Annotated in this window: 20 protein-coding genes; 6 read left to right on the plus strand and 14 right to left on the minus strand. The window is 44.8% G+C overall.

All coding sequences use genetic code 11. From position 1 onward, the window contains the following. Positions 1-5: 5 nt before the first annotated feature. The gene (locus RH86_RS00120; RefSeq protein WP_005600061.1) at positions 6-272 is read left to right on the plus strand and encodes a DUF1145 domain-containing protein; all 267 of its coding nucleotides are present in this window, start codon (positions 6-8) and stop codon (positions 270-272) included. Between the two features lie 111 nt (positions 273-383). On the opposite strand, the gene RH86_RS00125 is transcribed toward RH86_RS00120, so the two are convergent. The 4 genes from RH86_RS00125 to RH86_RS00140 form a co-directional block, all read right to left on the minus strand. Then, positions 384-968, minus strand: a complete 585-nt coding sequence (locus RH86_RS00125) for a YhgN family NAAT transporter (protein ID WP_005600059.1) — start codon at positions 966-968, stop codon at positions 384-386. Positions 969-1,070: 102 nt separating this feature from the next. Next, complete coding sequence (locus RH86_RS00130) at positions 1,071-1,307, minus strand: YecH family metal-binding protein (RefSeq protein WP_009384158.1); 237 nt, start codon at positions 1,305-1,307, stop codon at positions 1,071-1,073. A 132-nt stretch (positions 1,308-1,439) separates the two neighbouring features. Then, entirely contained in the window at positions 1,440-2,063 is a 624-nt protein-coding gene (locus RH86_RS00135; RefSeq protein WP_005600056.1) for a lysoplasmalogenase, read from the minus strand. A gap of 949 nt (positions 2,064-3,012) precedes the next feature. Then, the gene (locus tag RH86_RS00140) at positions 3,013-3,378 is read right to left on the minus strand and encodes a hypothetical protein (RefSeq protein ID WP_005600052.1); all 366 of its coding nucleotides are present in this window, start codon (positions 3,376-3,378) and stop codon (positions 3,013-3,015) included. Positions 3,379-3,630: 252 nt separating this feature from the next. Here RH86_RS00140 and RH86_RS00145 point away from each other — a divergent pair, with 252 nt between their 5' ends. Beyond that, positions 3,631-3,960 (plus strand): DUF2500 domain-containing protein, encoded by a 330-nt coding sequence (locus tag RH86_RS00145; RefSeq protein ID WP_005600051.1) that lies wholly within the window; start codon positions 3,631-3,633, stop codon positions 3,958-3,960. A gap of 16 nt (positions 3,961-3,976) precedes the next feature. Here RH86_RS00145 and RH86_RS00150 read toward each other — a convergent pair whose 3' ends face one another. From RH86_RS00150 to rhtB, 7 genes are all read right to left on the minus strand, one after another. Beyond that, positions 3,977-4,990 carry an acyltransferase gene (locus RH86_RS00150; RefSeq protein WP_009384162.1) on the minus strand — a complete coding sequence of 338 codons (1,014 nt, stop codon included), beginning with the start codon at positions 4,988-4,990 and terminating at the stop codon, positions 3,977-3,979. A gap of 128 nt (positions 4,991-5,118) precedes the next feature. After that, complete coding sequence (gene arsJ / locus RH86_RS00155; RefSeq protein WP_009384164.1) at positions 5,119-6,336, minus strand: organoarsenical effux MFS transporter ArsJ; 1,218 nt, start codon at positions 6,334-6,336, stop codon at positions 5,119-5,121. 66 nt (positions 6,337-6,402) lie between these two features. After that, positions 6,403-6,912 carry a cyclin-dependent kinase inhibitor 3 family protein gene (locus tag RH86_RS00160; RefSeq protein ID WP_009384166.1) on the minus strand — a complete coding sequence of 170 codons (510 nt, stop codon included), beginning with the start codon at positions 6,910-6,912 and terminating at the stop codon, positions 6,403-6,405. Positions 6,913-6,922: 10 nt separating this feature from the next. Further along, positions 6,923-7,924, minus strand: coding sequence for an ArsJ-associated glyceraldehyde-3-phosphate dehydrogenase (locus RH86_RS00165; protein ID WP_009384168.1), 1,002 nt, complete (start codon positions 7,922-7,924; stop codon positions 6,923-6,925). 20 nt (positions 7,925-7,944) lie between these two features. Beyond that, positions 7,945-8,286, minus strand: a complete 342-nt coding sequence (locus tag RH86_RS00170; RefSeq protein ID WP_009384171.1) for a metalloregulator ArsR/SmtB family transcription factor — start codon at positions 8,284-8,286, stop codon at positions 7,945-7,947. Positions 8,287-8,395: 109 nt separating this feature from the next. Beyond that, positions 8,396-9,622 carry an EAL and HDOD domain-containing protein gene (locus RH86_RS00175; RefSeq protein ID WP_009384173.1) on the minus strand — a complete coding sequence of 409 codons (1,227 nt, stop codon included), beginning with the start codon at positions 9,620-9,622 and terminating at the stop codon, positions 8,396-8,398. A 32-nt stretch (positions 9,623-9,654) separates the two neighbouring features. Next, a complete protein-coding gene (gene rhtB, locus RH86_RS00180; RefSeq protein ID WP_005600041.1) occupies positions 9,655-10,272 on the minus strand; it encodes a homoserine/homoserine lactone efflux protein in 618 nt (205 codons plus the stop codon). Positions 10,273-10,356: 84 nt separating this feature from the next. On the opposite strand from rhtB, the gene RH86_RS00185 reads away from it, so the two are divergent. From RH86_RS00185 to RH86_RS00200, 4 genes are all read left to right on the plus strand, one after another. Then, positions 10,357-11,346 (plus strand): alpha/beta fold hydrolase, encoded by a 990-nt coding sequence (locus tag RH86_RS00185; protein WP_009384175.1) that lies wholly within the window; start codon positions 10,357-10,359, stop codon positions 11,344-11,346. Positions 11,347-11,476: 130 nt separating this feature from the next. Then, positions 11,477-12,304, plus strand: a complete 828-nt coding sequence (locus RH86_RS00190; RefSeq protein ID WP_005600037.1) for a Cof-type HAD-IIB family hydrolase — start codon at positions 11,477-11,479, stop codon at positions 12,302-12,304. Between the two features lie 198 nt (positions 12,305-12,502). After that, positions 12,503-14,044 (plus strand): COG3650 family protein, encoded by a 1,542-nt coding sequence (locus RH86_RS00195; RefSeq protein ID WP_009384176.1) that lies wholly within the window; start codon positions 12,503-12,505, stop codon positions 14,042-14,044. After that, positions 14,044-14,673: a tRNA-uridine aminocarboxypropyltransferase gene (locus tag RH86_RS00200; RefSeq protein WP_009384177.1), complete on the plus strand. Its 630-nt coding sequence runs from the start codon at positions 14,044-14,046 to the stop codon at positions 14,671-14,673. Before RH86_RS00195 ends, RH86_RS00200 begins: the two co-directional genes overlap by 1 nt. Before the next feature lie 24 nt (positions 14,674-14,697). Here RH86_RS00200 and yigB read toward each other — a convergent pair whose 3' ends face one another. Genes yigB through RH86_RS00215 form a run of 3 tightly spaced genes read right to left on the minus strand, consistent with a single transcriptional unit; the run spans position 14,698 to position 17,060 of the window. Further along, positions 14,698-15,411: a 5-amino-6-(5-phospho-D-ribitylamino)uracil phosphatase YigB gene (gene yigB, locus RH86_RS00205; protein ID WP_009384178.1), complete on the minus strand. Its 714-nt coding sequence runs from the start codon at positions 15,409-15,411 to the stop codon at positions 14,698-14,700. Between the two features lie 52 nt (positions 15,412-15,463). Next, positions 15,464-16,384: a tyrosine recombinase XerC gene (gene xerC / locus RH86_RS00210; protein ID WP_005600028.1), complete on the minus strand. Its 921-nt coding sequence runs from the start codon at positions 16,382-16,384 to the stop codon at positions 15,464-15,466. Next, on the minus strand, positions 16,356-17,060 hold the full coding sequence (locus tag RH86_RS00215; RefSeq protein ID WP_005600026.1) for a DUF484 family protein: 705 nt from the start codon (positions 17,058-17,060) through the stop codon (positions 16,356-16,358). Before RH86_RS00215 ends, xerC begins: the two co-directional genes overlap by 29 nt. Between the last annotated feature and the right edge of the window lie 2 nt (positions 17,061-17,062).

A 17,062-nucleotide genomic window follows, 5' to 3' on the forward strand; every position in this document is an offset into this window, starting at 1 on the left:
ATGATATGAAGGTATTAATTTTATTAGCCAAAGCCGCTATTGGTTTTGTGTGGTTTATTTTGCTGCTGAATATTTTCATGCCCTTCCCGGGTAAAGCGGCGATTGCCCTTTATATTATGGCGGCATTTTTGTTCATGATGCACGGTCTACAAATGCTGATCTTCATTGGTGCTTTTGGCGACAAAGTCAAAATGAGTCGTTGGGAAAGATGGTCGATTCTTATTTTTGGTATTTTTGCTTTGCTCGACATTCGTCGCAAGCACATGATGTAAGCATTTCCTTACGGTCATTATCGCAACAAGATCTCTAAACTATCGATAGCAAAACGCCGCTCAAAAGAGCGGCGTTTTTTATAACAGCACGGTATGACACCACTGACTTGCCTAAGCCAGATAGTTTTTTACACCATCAAGGAACATTTGAGTCGATAGCATCACCAACAGTAACCCCATCAAACGCTCAACGGCTTTTAAGCCGCGCTCACCCAAAATGCGATGGAAGAAACCATAGAACATCAGGATAAAAAACGTCGCGCCCCACGCCAGTAAAACCGCTGCCGACAACTCAAGCAACTGATCTGGATACTGGCTAGATAACAACAAGATAGCTGCAATCACTGACGGGCCAGCGAGCATTGGGATCGCCATAGGCACAATGAATGGCTCTTCACCTGCCGCCAACCCTGTAATGCTGCCACCACTCGGAAAAATCATCTTGATCGCAATGATGAACAGGATAATGCCGCCTGAGATGCTCAACGTTTCCGGTTGTACATGTAAGAAGCTCATGATGCTCTTACCGGCAAACAAGAACAACATTAGAATCATTAGCGCAAAACAGAGCTCACGCATCAGCACCTTACGGCGACGTTTTGGATCCAAATGCTTAAGAATCGACAGAACAATGGGTAAATTTCCCAGCGGATCCATAATTAAAAACAGCATGGTCGCTGCAGACAAAATTTCCATTCCTTCCCCTCCAAAATTTAGTCGGCGAAGTATAGCGACTTCCCTAACGATTCGCTCTATTTAAGCTTTGTTCGTCGTGTTTTTATCTAATTAGATAACGAATTAGTGTCCACAAACACGCTCAACATTAATTGTCCATTTACCCTCTACTTCGATGATTTTTTCACGCTGAAGGAAAAAGTCGAACAAGGTATCAAACTGAAAGCCTTCCTGCTTACAGGTACGAAACTGAGCCTGCTCGCCAAATTGCTCACTCACTGCATCACTCAGCTCTTGCTTAGTCATTGGTTTTTCGCGTAATAGATTTAACACTTTGTGAGCGTGGATTTCGTTACTCATGCTTAGCACCTTTATATTGAAGTTAGTCTTTATAAATCGGCGCCAAGCATAAGGGAAAAGGATGAGGGCAACAATCCGTGTTCAACAATCAACCCAGAGACTTCAATGTTGCACAGCGTTGCAATCAACCCATTAGATAATGAATGAGGCCACAATCAAGCTGTGAGCAAGCAAATAGCTGGCCGAAATCAGATAGCGCCCGGCAACAAGCGGCTGCCGATAATCGTGAATAGCCAATAGCGTGGCTGAAATGGTTAATGACAGGCTACCTAAGAAGGCCAATAAGGCTTGATGAGTGTGTTGCAACAACCACAACTCACCAGTGACCCAATTCAATTGCAGTAAGACCATCCCCATGATCACGACAGGGAAAATAAGTCGGTCGATTTTTGGTAATAGTAAGAAAAAGGCCACAATACCCATTGCAAGCAACATCGCCGCCAACCACCACACAACTTGGCCGGAAAGCTGTAGCCAAAAAGCGGTGCTATAACAAAGCTGAGCGGCAATAAAGCTAGCAAAACAGATGCGTTGACTGCGCTTAGAAATGTACAGCCCATCCGCTAACATAGAAATCACTAGCCCGAGTGATATCCACCACTCAAGTTGCCCAACCAAGCCATCTTGACTCCAAAGCATGACCAATAACAGCAACAGTGAAAAAGCCGAAAAAAATACTGCGGTTTTGCGTTGATGACTTTCACAGGCAGAACTCGTGATGAATCCAGATAACGCGACAGCAAGCCAGCTCCACATAACAACACCTCTATCTAATTCGAAGGCTCAGTTTAGGCGCGACGCTTAAATTGTCTACCAACCAAGAACAAAAGTTGGATCTTGATTACGATTCATCCACTTAGTGTTCATTTGCTATTTATCTGTCACCGCCATGACAAAAAATAGCCTTGATTAGGCTACTTGCTCCATCAAAGACAGCCCAACGCACAAAAACCATAAAATTTAACATCACAAAAATAAGATAAACTAAAGAACCAATATAAAACCAATTAAATAACAACACCTTACATTAAAACAATTTTGAATCAGCATCAGAACCACAGCGAAGATGAACCAATAAAATAAATTCCACCTTTCAGAATGCTAAAACCACCTTCAACTAGTGAGAATTAATCTCAAAAACGACTCTCATCCAATGAGAAATAGAAACAAATGAAAACTACGCCAAGCAATTACCACCAATACATCAAAAATAGACAATATCTTATTGAGCGTTTTATGTTCAATTTTTAAATCAATAAAAAACAACAACTTAAAACCAAAACCTCCTTATGTGGCATAAAAAAAGCACTCAAAAAACGACCAGCACAACAAGCTTATAACGCCCATAAACCGCTAAAATCGACACCATAAATTTGTTTTTTATGGGCATTTTCAAGATCTAACTTGATCAACCCAACAAAAACCTGCTATTCTGTAAAGCATAGTAACTAACATCACAGCAAAGGAGCAGAGTTATGATTACTTCTTCACAAAAACAAGGACTTGTAATGATCGCCGTTGTCGTTGGCCTAATGACTCTGCCAATGATGTACTAAGTCAAATACAAAAAAAGAAAGGGACGCCAATGGCGTCCCTTTTTGATTTTAGCTGCGAAAACAGGCGTTAATCGGCTAACTTTTCTACTTATGCCGAAAAGTCAGTCATAGTTCATGACTTACCAATTTAACCACTTCGCCCGTGATTACTAGAAATGGTTAGATAATACATCCCAATGCGCATAGTAGAACAGCATCGCAGCAAGCGTGATTAAGGTCATGAGTGAGATAGCGACCCGCCAAATAAAGCGGCTACTTCTAGGCGTCAGCTCTTTTTCACACTCATCACACACCGTCAGAAATTTACGGCGACTGTCGAGCTTGTAATCATACTCATGCACGACTTTATTACGTATCGTCGCAATGTAGCGAAGCTTGCCAACCACATTGTGAGGCAAGCGCTCTTCACAGCTGGTGATTAACTGATGAAGACCCTTCCCTTCGGCATGGTACTGTGATCTCAGGAGATGCTCGATTTTTCGCGTGCGAGTTACGACACTATCAATATCAGACATCCATTCTCTCCCTGTTAATTAACTTCACTCTCCAATTCCTATTTATGTTCAAAATGAACAAGTTGCAATAAAAATAATACCAAACGATCGGTTAATCCCTAGCTAGATTAACGAGCAAATCATCAATAGCTTGTGATGTGGATCGAAGTTCTATTTGTCACATCCACAATATGTGGTTTATATCTCAGAGCATAGCCAACATCCCTGTGAAAAAGTAGCTAGAATGCATACTGAGTTCACGGGGAGGAACTAATGCCAATTTCACTTTATTTCGCTATTGCACTACTGGGCTTACTTGCCGGTTGGGTCTTCACTAATTTCTATCGTCGTCACATGCAAGGTGAAGATGCGCCAGAACAAACCGTGAATGTCACGATACTCGATAAACAGGCTATCTCAAACGACGAAGCACAGCCCGGCCAAGACGATCAAGAGTATTGGATCTACGTGCAGAAAGGCAAAATCGGCCCTAAGCGTGAGTTTCAAGTGGGTATTCACTACTTTCAAGCGCTTAATCCTGGAGATAAAGGTACTTTGACCTATCAGGGTGATAAGTTTCTACACTTTGCCATGAAACGTTAAGCCTGCGGCACTAATGCTACGGCAATAACCACGCTGTCTTTTTCGAGCGCGCTAACAACCAACTTAATCCTAGCGCGCCAATGCCACAGATCAGAACCCACAGTGGGATTACCCATAACGGATTACCTTGATGCCAACCCAATGCTTTCATCGGCCATAAAAAAATCGGATGAAGCAGATAAATCCCCAAGCTATATTGGCTGATAAACGCAACCACGTCATAACTGCGCTGAGACAGCTTATCACTCAAATATCGACAGATAACAAAGACCATACTCGCGGCTAAAACAACATTAAGCGTTTTGTACGATAGCCAACGACCAACCGTGTACTGCCCCGCTTCAACGCTATTTGCGATCACCATCCACACCGTGAGCATTAAGGCAAAGATCCCAAGCCAAGTGGCAATCATCACGCTCAGCGGATTGAGCGGTAATTTCTTATACAGCAAATATCCCAACGGTAAGTAACCGCTGTATAGCCACATTTGAGCACTCCATGGGCCATCAATCTTAAATAGGTACAACATAGTGGTGAGCAACCATATACCCACAAAAGCAAAAATTGCTTCGTCGTGACCTCGTTTTACTGCCCACTGAAAGAAGGGGATAACAAAATAGAGTGGGATGAAATAGTAGAAAAAGCCCAAGTGGTAGTAAGTCGCGTGTGATGGACTTTGTTCAAGAACGTTAAGTGCCTCTTGAGCATCAAAGCCAGCCAATGACCATCCCGACAAATAGGCATAAAACAGCGACCAAACGAGAAAAGGCACTAACACCTTACCCAAGCGTCTTTTCACGTAGTAACCCAATTCAAAATCACGCTTATCACTGAGCATTAACGCCCCAGTGATCAAAATAAAGACGGGCACCGCCCAACGACTGATACTGTTTATCGAAACCGCGCTTGCCCATTGGTCAAAAGGGATCACTCCTAACTCGTTGCGATATGGTGCCAAAACATGAATAGCAATAACCGCAATCGCAGCAACACAGCGCAAAAGGTCAAAACAGCGAACGCGTTCTCTCATAAAATCATCAAATAGGAAGGTTATGCTATTGAATATAGCAATAAAAAAGCTGACTAAACCAAAGATACGTTACGGTTTAGTCAGCTTTTAGTAAGGGAGCCATGCTAAGCATGCTCGAATCGAGCAGATTAGGCTGAAGCCGGGTTCAGCTTCGGTAGCTTTATTGAAATCACCGTAGTGATGGCTAAGAAAGCAAAAGAGACCCAAAGACACGCTGACAAGCCTGCCATTTGGAATACCCACCCAGAAAGAACGGTACCAATTAAACGTCCCATCGCATTAGCCATATAATAGAAACCAACGTCCAATGACACGCCATCGCCTTTTGCATAGCTCACTATCAGGTAAGAATGCAGTGATGAATTAACGGCAAAAACCGCACCAAAAATCATCAAACCCACCACAATCACGAATTGTGGCTGCCAACCAATTTGTACTGCATAAGCAATACCAGCAGTGATCACCGCCAGCAGTGCAGCCCAAGCAAAAGCCGCACTACCATCAGGAACTCGCCCTTGCGCTTTTCCGGTAATCTTAGGCGCGAGGCCTTGAACAAAGCCATAAGCAATCACCCACAATGCGAGGAAGCCACCAACCCACAGGTGTGACCAACCAAACACGCTACCTAAATAGATTGGCAACGCAATCACAAACCACACATCACGGGCACCAAACAAGAACATTCGTGCGGCAGACAGAATATTGATCGGTTCAGATTTAGAAAAAATCTGACTAAACTTCGGCTTAGTTTTCGCTTTGCCCATATCGCGCTCTAAACCAAACAGGCTGCCAATCAACACCAAACCAAGTAACCCTGCCATTAGTAAGACCGCGACTTGGAACCCCACCAGCGAAAGCAGTAAACCACCGACAAAGAAGCCCACACCTTTCAGTGCATTCTTTGAACCTGTCAAAAGGGCGATCCACTTATACAGTGCGCCTTGCTGATCATCGGGGACTAAACTCTTAATTGAGCTTTTGGCGCTCATTTTATTAAGATCCTTGGCAATACCGGACATTGCTTGAGCCAGCATTACCCAAGGGATGGTTAACCATGCATTGGGTACTGCAAGCATCACTAACGCTACAATCTGCATCCCTAGGCCAAGGTTCATGGTTTTATTCAAACCCAATCTTGCCCCCAACCAACCACCAATCAAATTGGTGACGACACCGAAAAATTCATAGAAAAGAAATAGCGAAGCGATCTCTAGCGTGCTGTATCCCAAATCATGGAAATAAAGCACCACTAACATTCGCAGGGCGCCATCCGTGACGGTGAAGTTCCAGTAATTAAATGTCACCAACATATATTGGCGAACACTTTTACTTAGATTGGCAAACATAACTCACCTTGTTTATTTATTAAAAAGAGCTTTGGGTTACCCATGTTCCAAAAGCCCTACAAGCGGTTATTCGCCTTGAGCAACCTGCTCGATATACGCAATTTGCACTGGCTTAGTAAATGCGCCAGGACGTAAGGCTTGAACTTGTGAAACGATCTCATCCAATGCCCAATCACGCTCAAGCAATAGATGCGCGGCAAGCAAACCGGTACGGCCAGAACCGCCCATACAGTGCATCGCCACTTTGCCGCCTTTATCCACAATCGCTTGCAATGCTGGAGAAGCTGCTTGCCATTTGCTCATAAAGTTACCGTCTGGCGCGCAATCATCTTCGATTTCAATTTGAAACCACTGCATACCAAGCTCTTGAGTTAACGATCCAAGCTGGGAAACGTTTTTCTCTGCTAGTTCCTTATAATCCAACGCCGTCACAATTGCTTCGACGCCCTGCGCTTTCAGTTGTTCTAAGCTTTCATATAAAGAAGCATCTTTAGTACCCGGGCAAGGGGTTAAGATCAGTGCGCCTTCTGCAACGTCAAGTTGCCATGTTGGGTGAGCTAAATCTGAATGTGTCATGATTGTTTCCTTATGCTAAACCGACCGTACGAACGAGCTCCGCCGTGCGAGTTGCGTAACCCATTTCATTGTCATACCAAGCGTAGATCTTCACCATGCGCTTACCAACAACCATGGTCGAGAGCGCATCCACGATGGTTGAACGTTGATCGCCTTTATAATCAATCGAAACTAATGGGCGTTCTTCAAAACCTAGAATACCTTGCAGTTCACCTTGCGAAGCTTCTTTCAGTAAAGCATTCACTTCTTCCGCTGTCGTATCGCTTTTCACATCGAAAATGATATCGGTTAGTGAGGCATTCGCCAGAGGAACGCGGACTGCATGACCATTAATCTTGCCTGCTAATTCAGGGAAGATTTCCACAATCGCCGTCGCAGAACCAGTTGTCGTGGGGATAAGACTCATGCCACAAGCACGTGCACGACGCAGATCTTTATGCGGCGCATCTAAAATGGTTTGCGTATTGGTTAAGTCATGAATAGTGGTAAAAGCCGATTGCTCAATACCTAATTTTTCATGGATCACTTTAACGATCGGTGCAATACAGTTGGTTGTGCATGACGCAGCGGTCACAATACGGTGTAGATCAGGATTAAAAATCTCATCATTCACACCCACAACAATATTCGCCACCCCCTCTTCTTTCACTGGCGCAGAAACCACAACGCGCTTCACGCCCTGTGCAAGATATTGATTTAGAAATGCAATTTTACGGTGTACTCCGGTCGCTTCAATCACCACGTCACAGCCTGACCAATCTACGGCATCAATCTCTTTCTCACGTGTAGTTTTGATATGCTGCCCTGCTATCAACATCTCATCGCCTTCCGCCGTAACCTCGTGATCCCAGCGACCTTGAACTGAATCGAACTCAAGTAAATGCGCCAGAGTATGGCAATCACCCGCAACATCGTTCACCAAAACAAACTCCAACTCTGGCCAGTCGAATGCAGCGCGAAGTGCAAGACGACCAATACGGCCGAATCCGTTAATCCCTACTTTAATAGTCATAATCGAGTCTCTTTCTATGTTTATTGGCAGCAAACAGGACGAGCCTGAATCGCGTTAAGTCTATCGATGTCTTGTTGGTACTCAGTTTTTAAACAGTTTGAAGCCACCAAGTCATCAATCAATTTGTTCATCCATCCCGGAAGGTCAGCCGCACGACGATAGAACACCCATTGCCCTTGGCGCACATCAATCAAGATGCCACTAGAACGTAATTGAGCAAGGTGACGTGATATTTTTGGTTGGCTCTCTTGCAGCGCTTGCGTCAGTTCACCTACAGAAAGGCATTCCTCTCGTATGATAAGCATCAAGCAACGCACTCGAGTCTCGTCGGAAAGTAATTTGAAAAACTGGTGAGGTAGCATAAATATACTCATATATGGATATGCGTATATGTTGGTTTATTTTTTTACTTTGATCAAGAGCGAGAAACGTCTTGTCATAAATAATTCATTTTCTCAGAGGGAGGAGGACTTAACTAACTTGTTGAATGGTTTGGCTCCACTTTTGAGCCTCTGCGATTTTTATCATCACATCATCCATGGATAAATTGAGCAGCTCACACGCTTCTTGCATCCCTTGCCAATCGGCTTTTTCATAACACTCTTCGATAGTTAACAAAATGCCGTAAGGGCCTTTACGCTCAAGTAAAGCAAGCCTAATCGCTTGGTTCAAAGGAAGTTGATCGACTAAATGCTCAATAGAAAGATCAAACATCGCGTCTAAGATGGAAAACAAGCCAATGAGAAACGCTTGGTCTTGCTGTTGTTGAAACGGGTTAGTGTTCGACATCAAAGAGCAGAACTGCGCCCGCTGCAGAGAAAGGTTAAACAACTCTCGGGGCTTTTTGGTAGAAACAAAAGAAGCCACCGCCAGCGAGACAAACATTTTCAATCGGTCTTGGCCCAAATAAATTAAAGCCTGACGAAATGAGGAAATCGAAACCTCTAATCTTTCCGATAGCGAGTTTACAAAGTGCAGCAGCTTGTAAGACAGCGTGACATCTTTCGCTACGATACGTTCGACACGGTCAAAATTCACCTCGGTCTGGCACACCTCGCGAAACAACTCCATCGCTATCAATTGTTCTGGGCTCACATAGCGTTGTCGTACCATTTCTGGCTTGCTAAAGAAGTACCCTTGAAAGAAATGAAAACCCGCTTCACGTACAGCGGTAAATTCTTGCTCGGTTTCGACACGCTCCGCTAAATATTTACGCTTGCTACCTTGGGCAAGTCGTTGACGAGCAAATTGGCAGGCGTTGTCTAATCCCATAGCAGAAATGTCTATTTTGACAATATGGACTAAGGGAAGAAAACGCTCCCACTCACGACTATAAACGAAATCGTCCAATGCAAGCAGATAGCCTTGTTGCCGCAACTCGCGAACAGCAGCATACAATTCATCGGTAGGTTGGCAAGTTTCTAGTACTTCAATGACGATTTTGTCTTTTGGTAACGAGAGAGGTAGGCGGCGAATAAGGCTCTGATAAGGGAAATTGACAAAACAGCGGGAATGAGCAATGACAGGGTTAGTGCCAATGCTCAAAAAATTTTCAGCAATTAGACGATAAGTCGCACGGTTTGATTCCACATGAGCAGGGTAGGCATTTTTTTCACCATCACGAAACAGCAGCTCATACCCTAGGGTTTGCCGCCGTGCGTTCAGTATTGGTTGCCTTGCCACATAAGTATGTTTCATTAACCCACTATATTATCATTATTATCAGCTATTTAACCTTTGGCTGTCGCCAATAATGCCCCACATCCAACAAACATGGAACCGAATACCTTATTGATCTTACCCATTACATTTTCAGAACGAATGAAGCGTCCCATTTGTGATGCTAAAGTGGTGTAACCCAGCATCACAATTGCGTCGATCACCACAGTTGTTGCGCCTAGTATCGCAAATTGCACCACTTGCGGCTTGGTTGGATCAATAAATTGCGGAAAAAGAGCCACCAAAAAGACAATAGATTTCGGGTTGGTTAAGTTAATCAATACCGCATTACGCATTAAATGCCAGCCACTGAGTTGTAGATCGGTATTGTTGGTCGACAAACTGGCTTGATCACGCCATTTCTGAACACCAAGCCAAACTAGGTAAGCGGCCCCTACCCACTTTATTACCGTAAATGCCATCGCAGACTGAGCCACCAGAGCACCAATACCCGCACCCACCAGTACAATATGAAAAGCCAAGCCAATTTGCAGACCAACAATTGCACCTAATGATTTACGCGTTCCATAACTTAAACCATTACTGATGGAATTCACGGTACCTGAGCCGGGCGCAAGACTAAAAACAATCGCTGTCACGATATAAGCGAACCAAACATGCAGATCCATGGTATTTCCTCTCGACTAAACAGCGTTAGCCACACATAATTTAAACTCGTTGTACTACCCAAAAGACGTTAGGGCCAACCAAACATGACTACAGAGAGCGCAATCATTCAGCCTCGTTATACTCAAGAGTCCCATTTTGAGCAAGCAATCAATAACGAAGTTGCCGCCTTATGGCACACTCGTGATGAAGGCTTCATTAAGACCTCTGATAAGCGCCAGCTTTTCTGGGTTTCGCTCACTTCAAAAAAGCACTCTAAAGCGATTGTAGTTGTAAATGGCCGTATTGAATGTACCTATAAATATCAAGAATTGTTCTTTGACCTATTTCAGCAAGGTTACAACATCTATGCCTATGATCATCGTGGCCAGGGACTATCAGACCGTTTAGTTGCCAACCATGACATCGGTTACGTCGACGAGTTTGATGACTATGTCGATGATTTGGCTTTAATGGTGAAACACTTCGATCTAGACCACTATAAAAAACGTTATCTATTGGGGCACTCAATGGGGGGGAACATCATCACTCGTTACGTGCAAACCCATCATGAACAACCGTTTGATGCCATGGCCGCAACGGCGCCGATGTTTGGTATGAATCTAAAATGGTATTTAAAACCGATCGCGATGATTCTCAGCCAATTACTCACCGCATTGCACAGCCAACCTAACTATGCACCAGGCCAAGTACCTTACTACGCAAAACCTTTTGATGGTAACTTACTCAGCCAAAGCCCTATTCGCTACCAATGGTTTCGTCAGCTATATGACACGCAACCACAATTACAAGTTGGCGGCGCGAGTACACGTTGGGTGTGGCAAAGTATAATGGCATGCAAACAATGCCTGCTGCTTACAAGGCAAATAAAGATACCGTTTTTATTGCTGCAAGCTGGCGATGATCGCGTCGTCTCCAACCCGGCTCAGATCCGCTTTATTAAGAAGCTGGCCAAAACCAATTCTCACTGTGCAATGAAGATTGTTCATCATGCCCGCCATGAGTTGTTGTTTGAGCGTGACGAGTACCGAAACCAAACGTTACAAACCACTTTGGATTTCTTTGCCCAACATTGATCTAAGCTCGACTAAATAAGGAAAAGGCGTGTTATTTTTTTACCCTCTTTTTTGTCACTAAATTCAAGTAAACTGAGCATTCTGCAATACGATTTCTCGTGTTGCCGCTGTATGTTCAAATGAGGGCAATATGACCACCACACGCAAAGACACTCCTTTTCAATTAGTCGCTTCAGATCTTGATGGCACACTTCTCGCGCCAAACCACCAGCTTAGTGATTTTTCTAAACAGACATTGAAAGATCTGCACGACAAAGGCTACACCTTTATCTTTGCGACGGGCCGCCACCATGTCGACGTTGCCAGTATCCGTGAACAAGTGGGTATTCCGGCGTACATGATTACGGCCAACGGTGCTCGCGTACATGATCAACAAAATCAGTTGATGTACAGCAACAACGTTCCAGCAGAATTGATTCCATCGGTGATCGAAACGATCAAGGAGGATCCAGAGATTTTTATTCATCTTTACCGCAATGATGATTGGATGTTAGATCGTGACGATGAAACGCTACGTGAATACCACAAAGACTCTGGCTTTACTTACACACTCTTTGATATCAACAACCCACCGACTGAAGGTGTGGCAAAATTGTTCTTCACGCATCCAGCGCAAGATCATGAGTACCTCGTCTCGTTTGAGGAAAAGTTGAATGAAAAGTTTGGCGATAAACTGAATATCGCGTTCTCAACACCTTGGTGTTTAGAAGTGATGGCTGCAGACGTATCAAAGGGAGATGCTCTTCAAGCTGTCGCAGAATCGATGGGCTTCAAACTAGAAAACTGCATTGCCTTTGGTGATGGAATGAACGATGTCGAAATGCTACAAATGGCCGGTAAAGGCTTAGTTATGGAAACCTCACACCCACGCGTTAAACAAGCACTACCAAATAATGAAGTGATTGGTAGCAACGCCGATGATGCGGTTGCCCATTACTTGCGTGAACATTTGTTCTAAATCGCTCATTAGTGATCAAAAGGCAGCTCAGGCTGCCTTTTTTGTTTTTATCGCAACCATTTTCTCTAACCGTTCATTCCCTTTCCGTTATCGGCAACTTTTCCCTATCGTTCGCTGTCTATAACCAAGAGATCTGGTTCAGTTTTCAATAACCAGCCATAATAGCTCTTGATGACAGTTCGTATAAGGAAGATAAACATGAAGGCGCTGAGAACCCCAGTCGCAATCGCCAGCCTACTGGCACTACAAGCTTGTTCAATGTTCGACACAAGCTCTGAGCTTGCATCGGCGAAAACACAACAAGCAAATGCCAGTTTAGACCAACCGAACTCCATCAAACCGCAAACGTTCATTATGCGTGGCGAAGTGATCCTGGGTCATGAAGTCAGTTCCATTCAGCCCTGTGGCAGTGAACAACAATACTGGCTATCGCTGGATAATGATAAATTCCAACAGGGTATTAAACTCACCAATACACCTTACCAGCCTATGTATGGTGAGATGATTGGCCACTTAGAAACCTCGGGGAACGAAGGCTTTGACGCCGACTACACCGCCCGTTTTGTGGTTGATAAGGTCAATATGCTTACCGCTGAAAACCCTCATAGATGTGAACGCAAAACGCAAAATACCCGCGCCTTTGGCAATGAACCTTTTTGGTCATTAGATTTCACTCCGACTCATTTAAGCTTTCAGCCTATGGGAGGCGCAAAGCAAGATTTTCCAATCACCACCTCACGCATTGAGCCCAACCGTCGTCGCTACGATTTTGACCAAGGTCAGCTAGAGCTCAATGTGCGCAGCTGTTCTGACGGCATGAGCGATAGCTTGTATGGCTGGAGCGCGAACTTAGTCATTGATGGGAAAAACTATAATGGCTGTGCGACCCTGTCTAACGCTGATGCAACCCAAAGCTGGGTTGGAAGCTACCAAGCAGCATCAACCCAAAACAGCACCTTTAGCATTAAATTAGATGTAAAAGCTGATCATACCGCCACAACGACATATCAATATGCGGATGGCAGCAATGGCTCTGTTGAGCGAGGTTATTGGCAACAACTCAATGCCAACCAAGTCCAAGTGGTAATGACCCACCACCAGCAGCAACCTTTGCTCTCTGAACGTCTATTTACTCGTGATGGTGATAAGCTAAGCGCGAATAAAGAAAAAGTCGGCGAGATTATTTATCCGATTGCCGATGGTGGTTTAGTCTTGTTTAAGGCGGAATCACCTGAGATCTCATCGGCTCAACAAGGTAGCAACTTAATCAGCCAAGCCATTCCTTCATCAGCAGAATTTAATCCTAAAGTCGACCGCGCTCTGCGTGACTATTTCAAGGCAGAAAACATTGACCCAGAAAACACCCGCTATCGCTGGCTCACTTATGATTTAAATGGTGATAACCAACCTGAATTACTGGTACAACTCGATTGGTGTGGTTCAGGTGGCTGTACTCTGTTGATTTTTGCCAATAATGACCAACAATGGCACTTCAATAGCCGTATTACGCTAGTCAATACGCCACTCAATCTCGGTAAAAACGCGCAGCATGGTTGGCGTGATTTAGTACTATTTGTCAGTGGTGGTGGCGCACAACCTAACCAACACCTATTACGCTATAGCGGCTCACATTACCCACTCAATCCAAGTGTTGCGCCTGTCGCCGGGCTCAATGATATTAGCCAAGTACAATTATTCAGTGATGGCCTCACTCCACACCAACAAGGGGTACAGATGTGATGCCATTGTCATCGACAGATACACATCAAAATGGTGCATGTGCCGATTGCGGCCTGCACCATCAATGTGTCTGCTCGCACCTGCCTAAGTTTGAATTACCCGCGCATATTGCGCTACTGATGCATGAAAATGAGTTAACCCGAGAAACCAATACCGGCCAATGGCTTTTGAAAGCCATCTCTTCCACCAGCCTGCATATTTGGCAACGTAAGCAGCCTTGCCCCAAACTACTGGCGATGATCAACGATCCTGCTTACTGCGCTTATCTACTGTTTCCCAATGATGAGAGCATTGCGCTAAGTGATGCCTATCATCATGCCGAGCAGGCCCCTAGCTCGACAATTCCCTTATTCATTGTGTTAGATGGCACCTGGCAGGAAGCAAAAAAAATGTGGCAAAAGAGCCCATGGCTCCAAGTATTACCGAGCGTGCATTTACTGCCACAACAGCAATCTAGCTATCAGTTACGCCGCAATCAACAGCAGGGACATTTATGCACGATTGAGGTAGGAAGTTGTATTGTCGAAGAGTTAGGCTTTGCAGTACAAGCGCAGCTACTGAATGACTTTTTCCAGCACTATATGCGCGCCTTCCAAGCCGATAAAAGTGGCCACGCTTTAAAAAGCTAAGACGCGTCTGTGATGGGGCGGATGTTATAGCGTTAGCAAGGCATCTAATCGATGAATCTCGATGTCTGGCAATAAACTAGCATGGCGTGCTTGCGTTAACGACACGCCTTGATCGTTATACCAACAGGCTTGGAAACCATTTCGTTTCGCGCCTGCGACATCCGTGTTGAGATGGTCGCCAACATGCAAGATGCGTTTCGCTTCTATTGCTAAATACTGCTGCGCTTTAACAAACATATCCGCATGTGGCTTAGCATAGCCATCACGTCCACCTTTTAGCACTAAGCTAAAATAATCACTCAAGCCAATACGCTCTAAATCAACATTACCATTGGTGATTGCGACCAATGGTCTTTTCTCAGCTAACTGAGCCATCACGCGATGCGTCTCTTGGGGAACAATAAAATCACTACGATGTTCTAGTGTGACTTGCAGTAAATCGTCAGCAGCTTGGTGTGCTTGAGATGACGAATAACCCAAGAGCATCAAGCCTTGCGCAGTCGTGCGGTGACGCCACTGCGTCAGATCGCTATAAAGCCAGTTGTCTTGTTCCGCCAAAGCCATTTTTAACTCTAACCACCACTGTTCTGAATGGGTAGCAGAGATCGGGTGATGATGATGAAACCACTGATTCACTTGCTGAGTCATCTTACGGATCACCGGGCGGTTATCATATAAGGTGTCATCGAGATCAAAGCTCATCGCTTCGATTGGTTGCCGTGAACGGTAAAATTTCATCATGTCACCTTTTGCTGTTCATTCGCCAGTTGCACACAGAGTCATTATTGGATTATTTCTTTTTCGCTCGAGGATGGGCCTGATCATACACTTGTGCCAAGTGCTGGAAATCAAGGTGGGTATAAATTTGCGTGGTCGAGATATTCTCATGCCCGAGCAATTCTTGTACCGCACGTAGATTATTACTCGACTCCAGCATATGGGTAGCAAACGAATGACGCAGTTTGTGTGGACTAATATGGCTCGCGACCGATTGTTTTTGTCCCCACTCCGCCATACGCTTTTGTACGTTGCGATGCGAGATCCGAACACCCAGCTTAGAAACAAACAGCGCTTTTTCATCACTATTGGCTAAACCAGAACGGACTTTTAACCATTTGCCGACCCACTCTTTGGCCATGCCTGAAAACGGCACTTTACGTTCTTTATCGCCTTTACCGACCACGCGTAGCTCGCCACTAAACAAGCTAACATCTTTCAGATTCACACTCACCATCTCAGCTAAACGTAAGCCTGCGCCATACATCAGTTCCATCATGGCACGATCGCGAATCGAAAGAGGATCATCATCGGTGACTTCGAGCAGTTGACCGACTTCATCCACATCGAGATTTTTCGGTAGTGGGCGTTTTTTTCTTGGTGCAGAGACCCCTTTCGCAGGGTTAGCGGTTAACTCGCCACGCAACAAAAGAAAGTCAAAGAAACTGCGCAGGCAAGAAAGACGAGTCGCCAAGCTACTGGCTTTCATCCCTTCACGCATGCCTTTACTCGCGAGTTGACGCACCCAAGCAGCATCAACTTGTGTCCAGTCATTTAAGCCCATGCTGCGCAGGTGCTGCGCCATGGTTTCCAGCTGCTGTTTGTAATTACGTTGGGTATGAAGACTCAGCCCTTTTTCACTTCGCAGGTATTCATAGAAGCGATCCAAGGGCTGTTGAAGACTATTAGGCAGAGGTTGTACTGATTCGCTCATTGCTGTCCACTTGCCAAGGTAGCGTGGCGATAACATGAGAAAGTACCGACGCTAAATGGCGTAAAAACAAGGTATCCATATGGGGTTGGAAGTGGCCGCCATCTTCACTGGAAAACGCTATCAATCCTTGAGTTTTTCCTTTACTTAAAGGTAGCACAACGTAAGAACCAAGCTCTGGCGAACGATTGTGTTCCCCAAACAACAGCTCTCGGTCGGCTTTACGCATTCGGCCTAAGTACGCTGACTTACCATTTAGGTGATTGGTAGCGAAACGCTGGTAATGCTCTGGTGCGAGTCGATTACGTGCCGATTGAGAATCGAATAAACGCACATAAGCGACTAAACCAAGTGACTTGGCTTTGTTTTCAATCGCCTCAATCGCATCCAATAATGCATCACTTTTCAAAACCTGCTCTTGCAGATCCATAAATTCGTGAAAGGTCTTATCATTGTTAGCCGCCAACGACATTAAACCGGTAATCTCTTCTTCTAACTCTTCAATTCGCTGGCGCTGACGATTCATTTGAATATGCACCAATGAAACCGCACCTTGCTCTTGATTAGCCAGAGCTAAACGATCCACCAACTCACGACGGTCGACAAAAAAATCTGGATTGTCACGCAGATACTCTGCAACCACTTCTGCAGTCAATGCATCCGCTTTTATTTGAGACACAA

Origin of the sequence: Vibrio sp. N418, from assembly GCF_000222565.1 — a bacterium.
In the GTDB taxonomy this organism is placed as follows: domain Bacteria; phylum Pseudomonadota; class Gammaproteobacteria; order Enterobacterales; family Vibrionaceae; genus Vibrio; species Vibrio scophthalmi.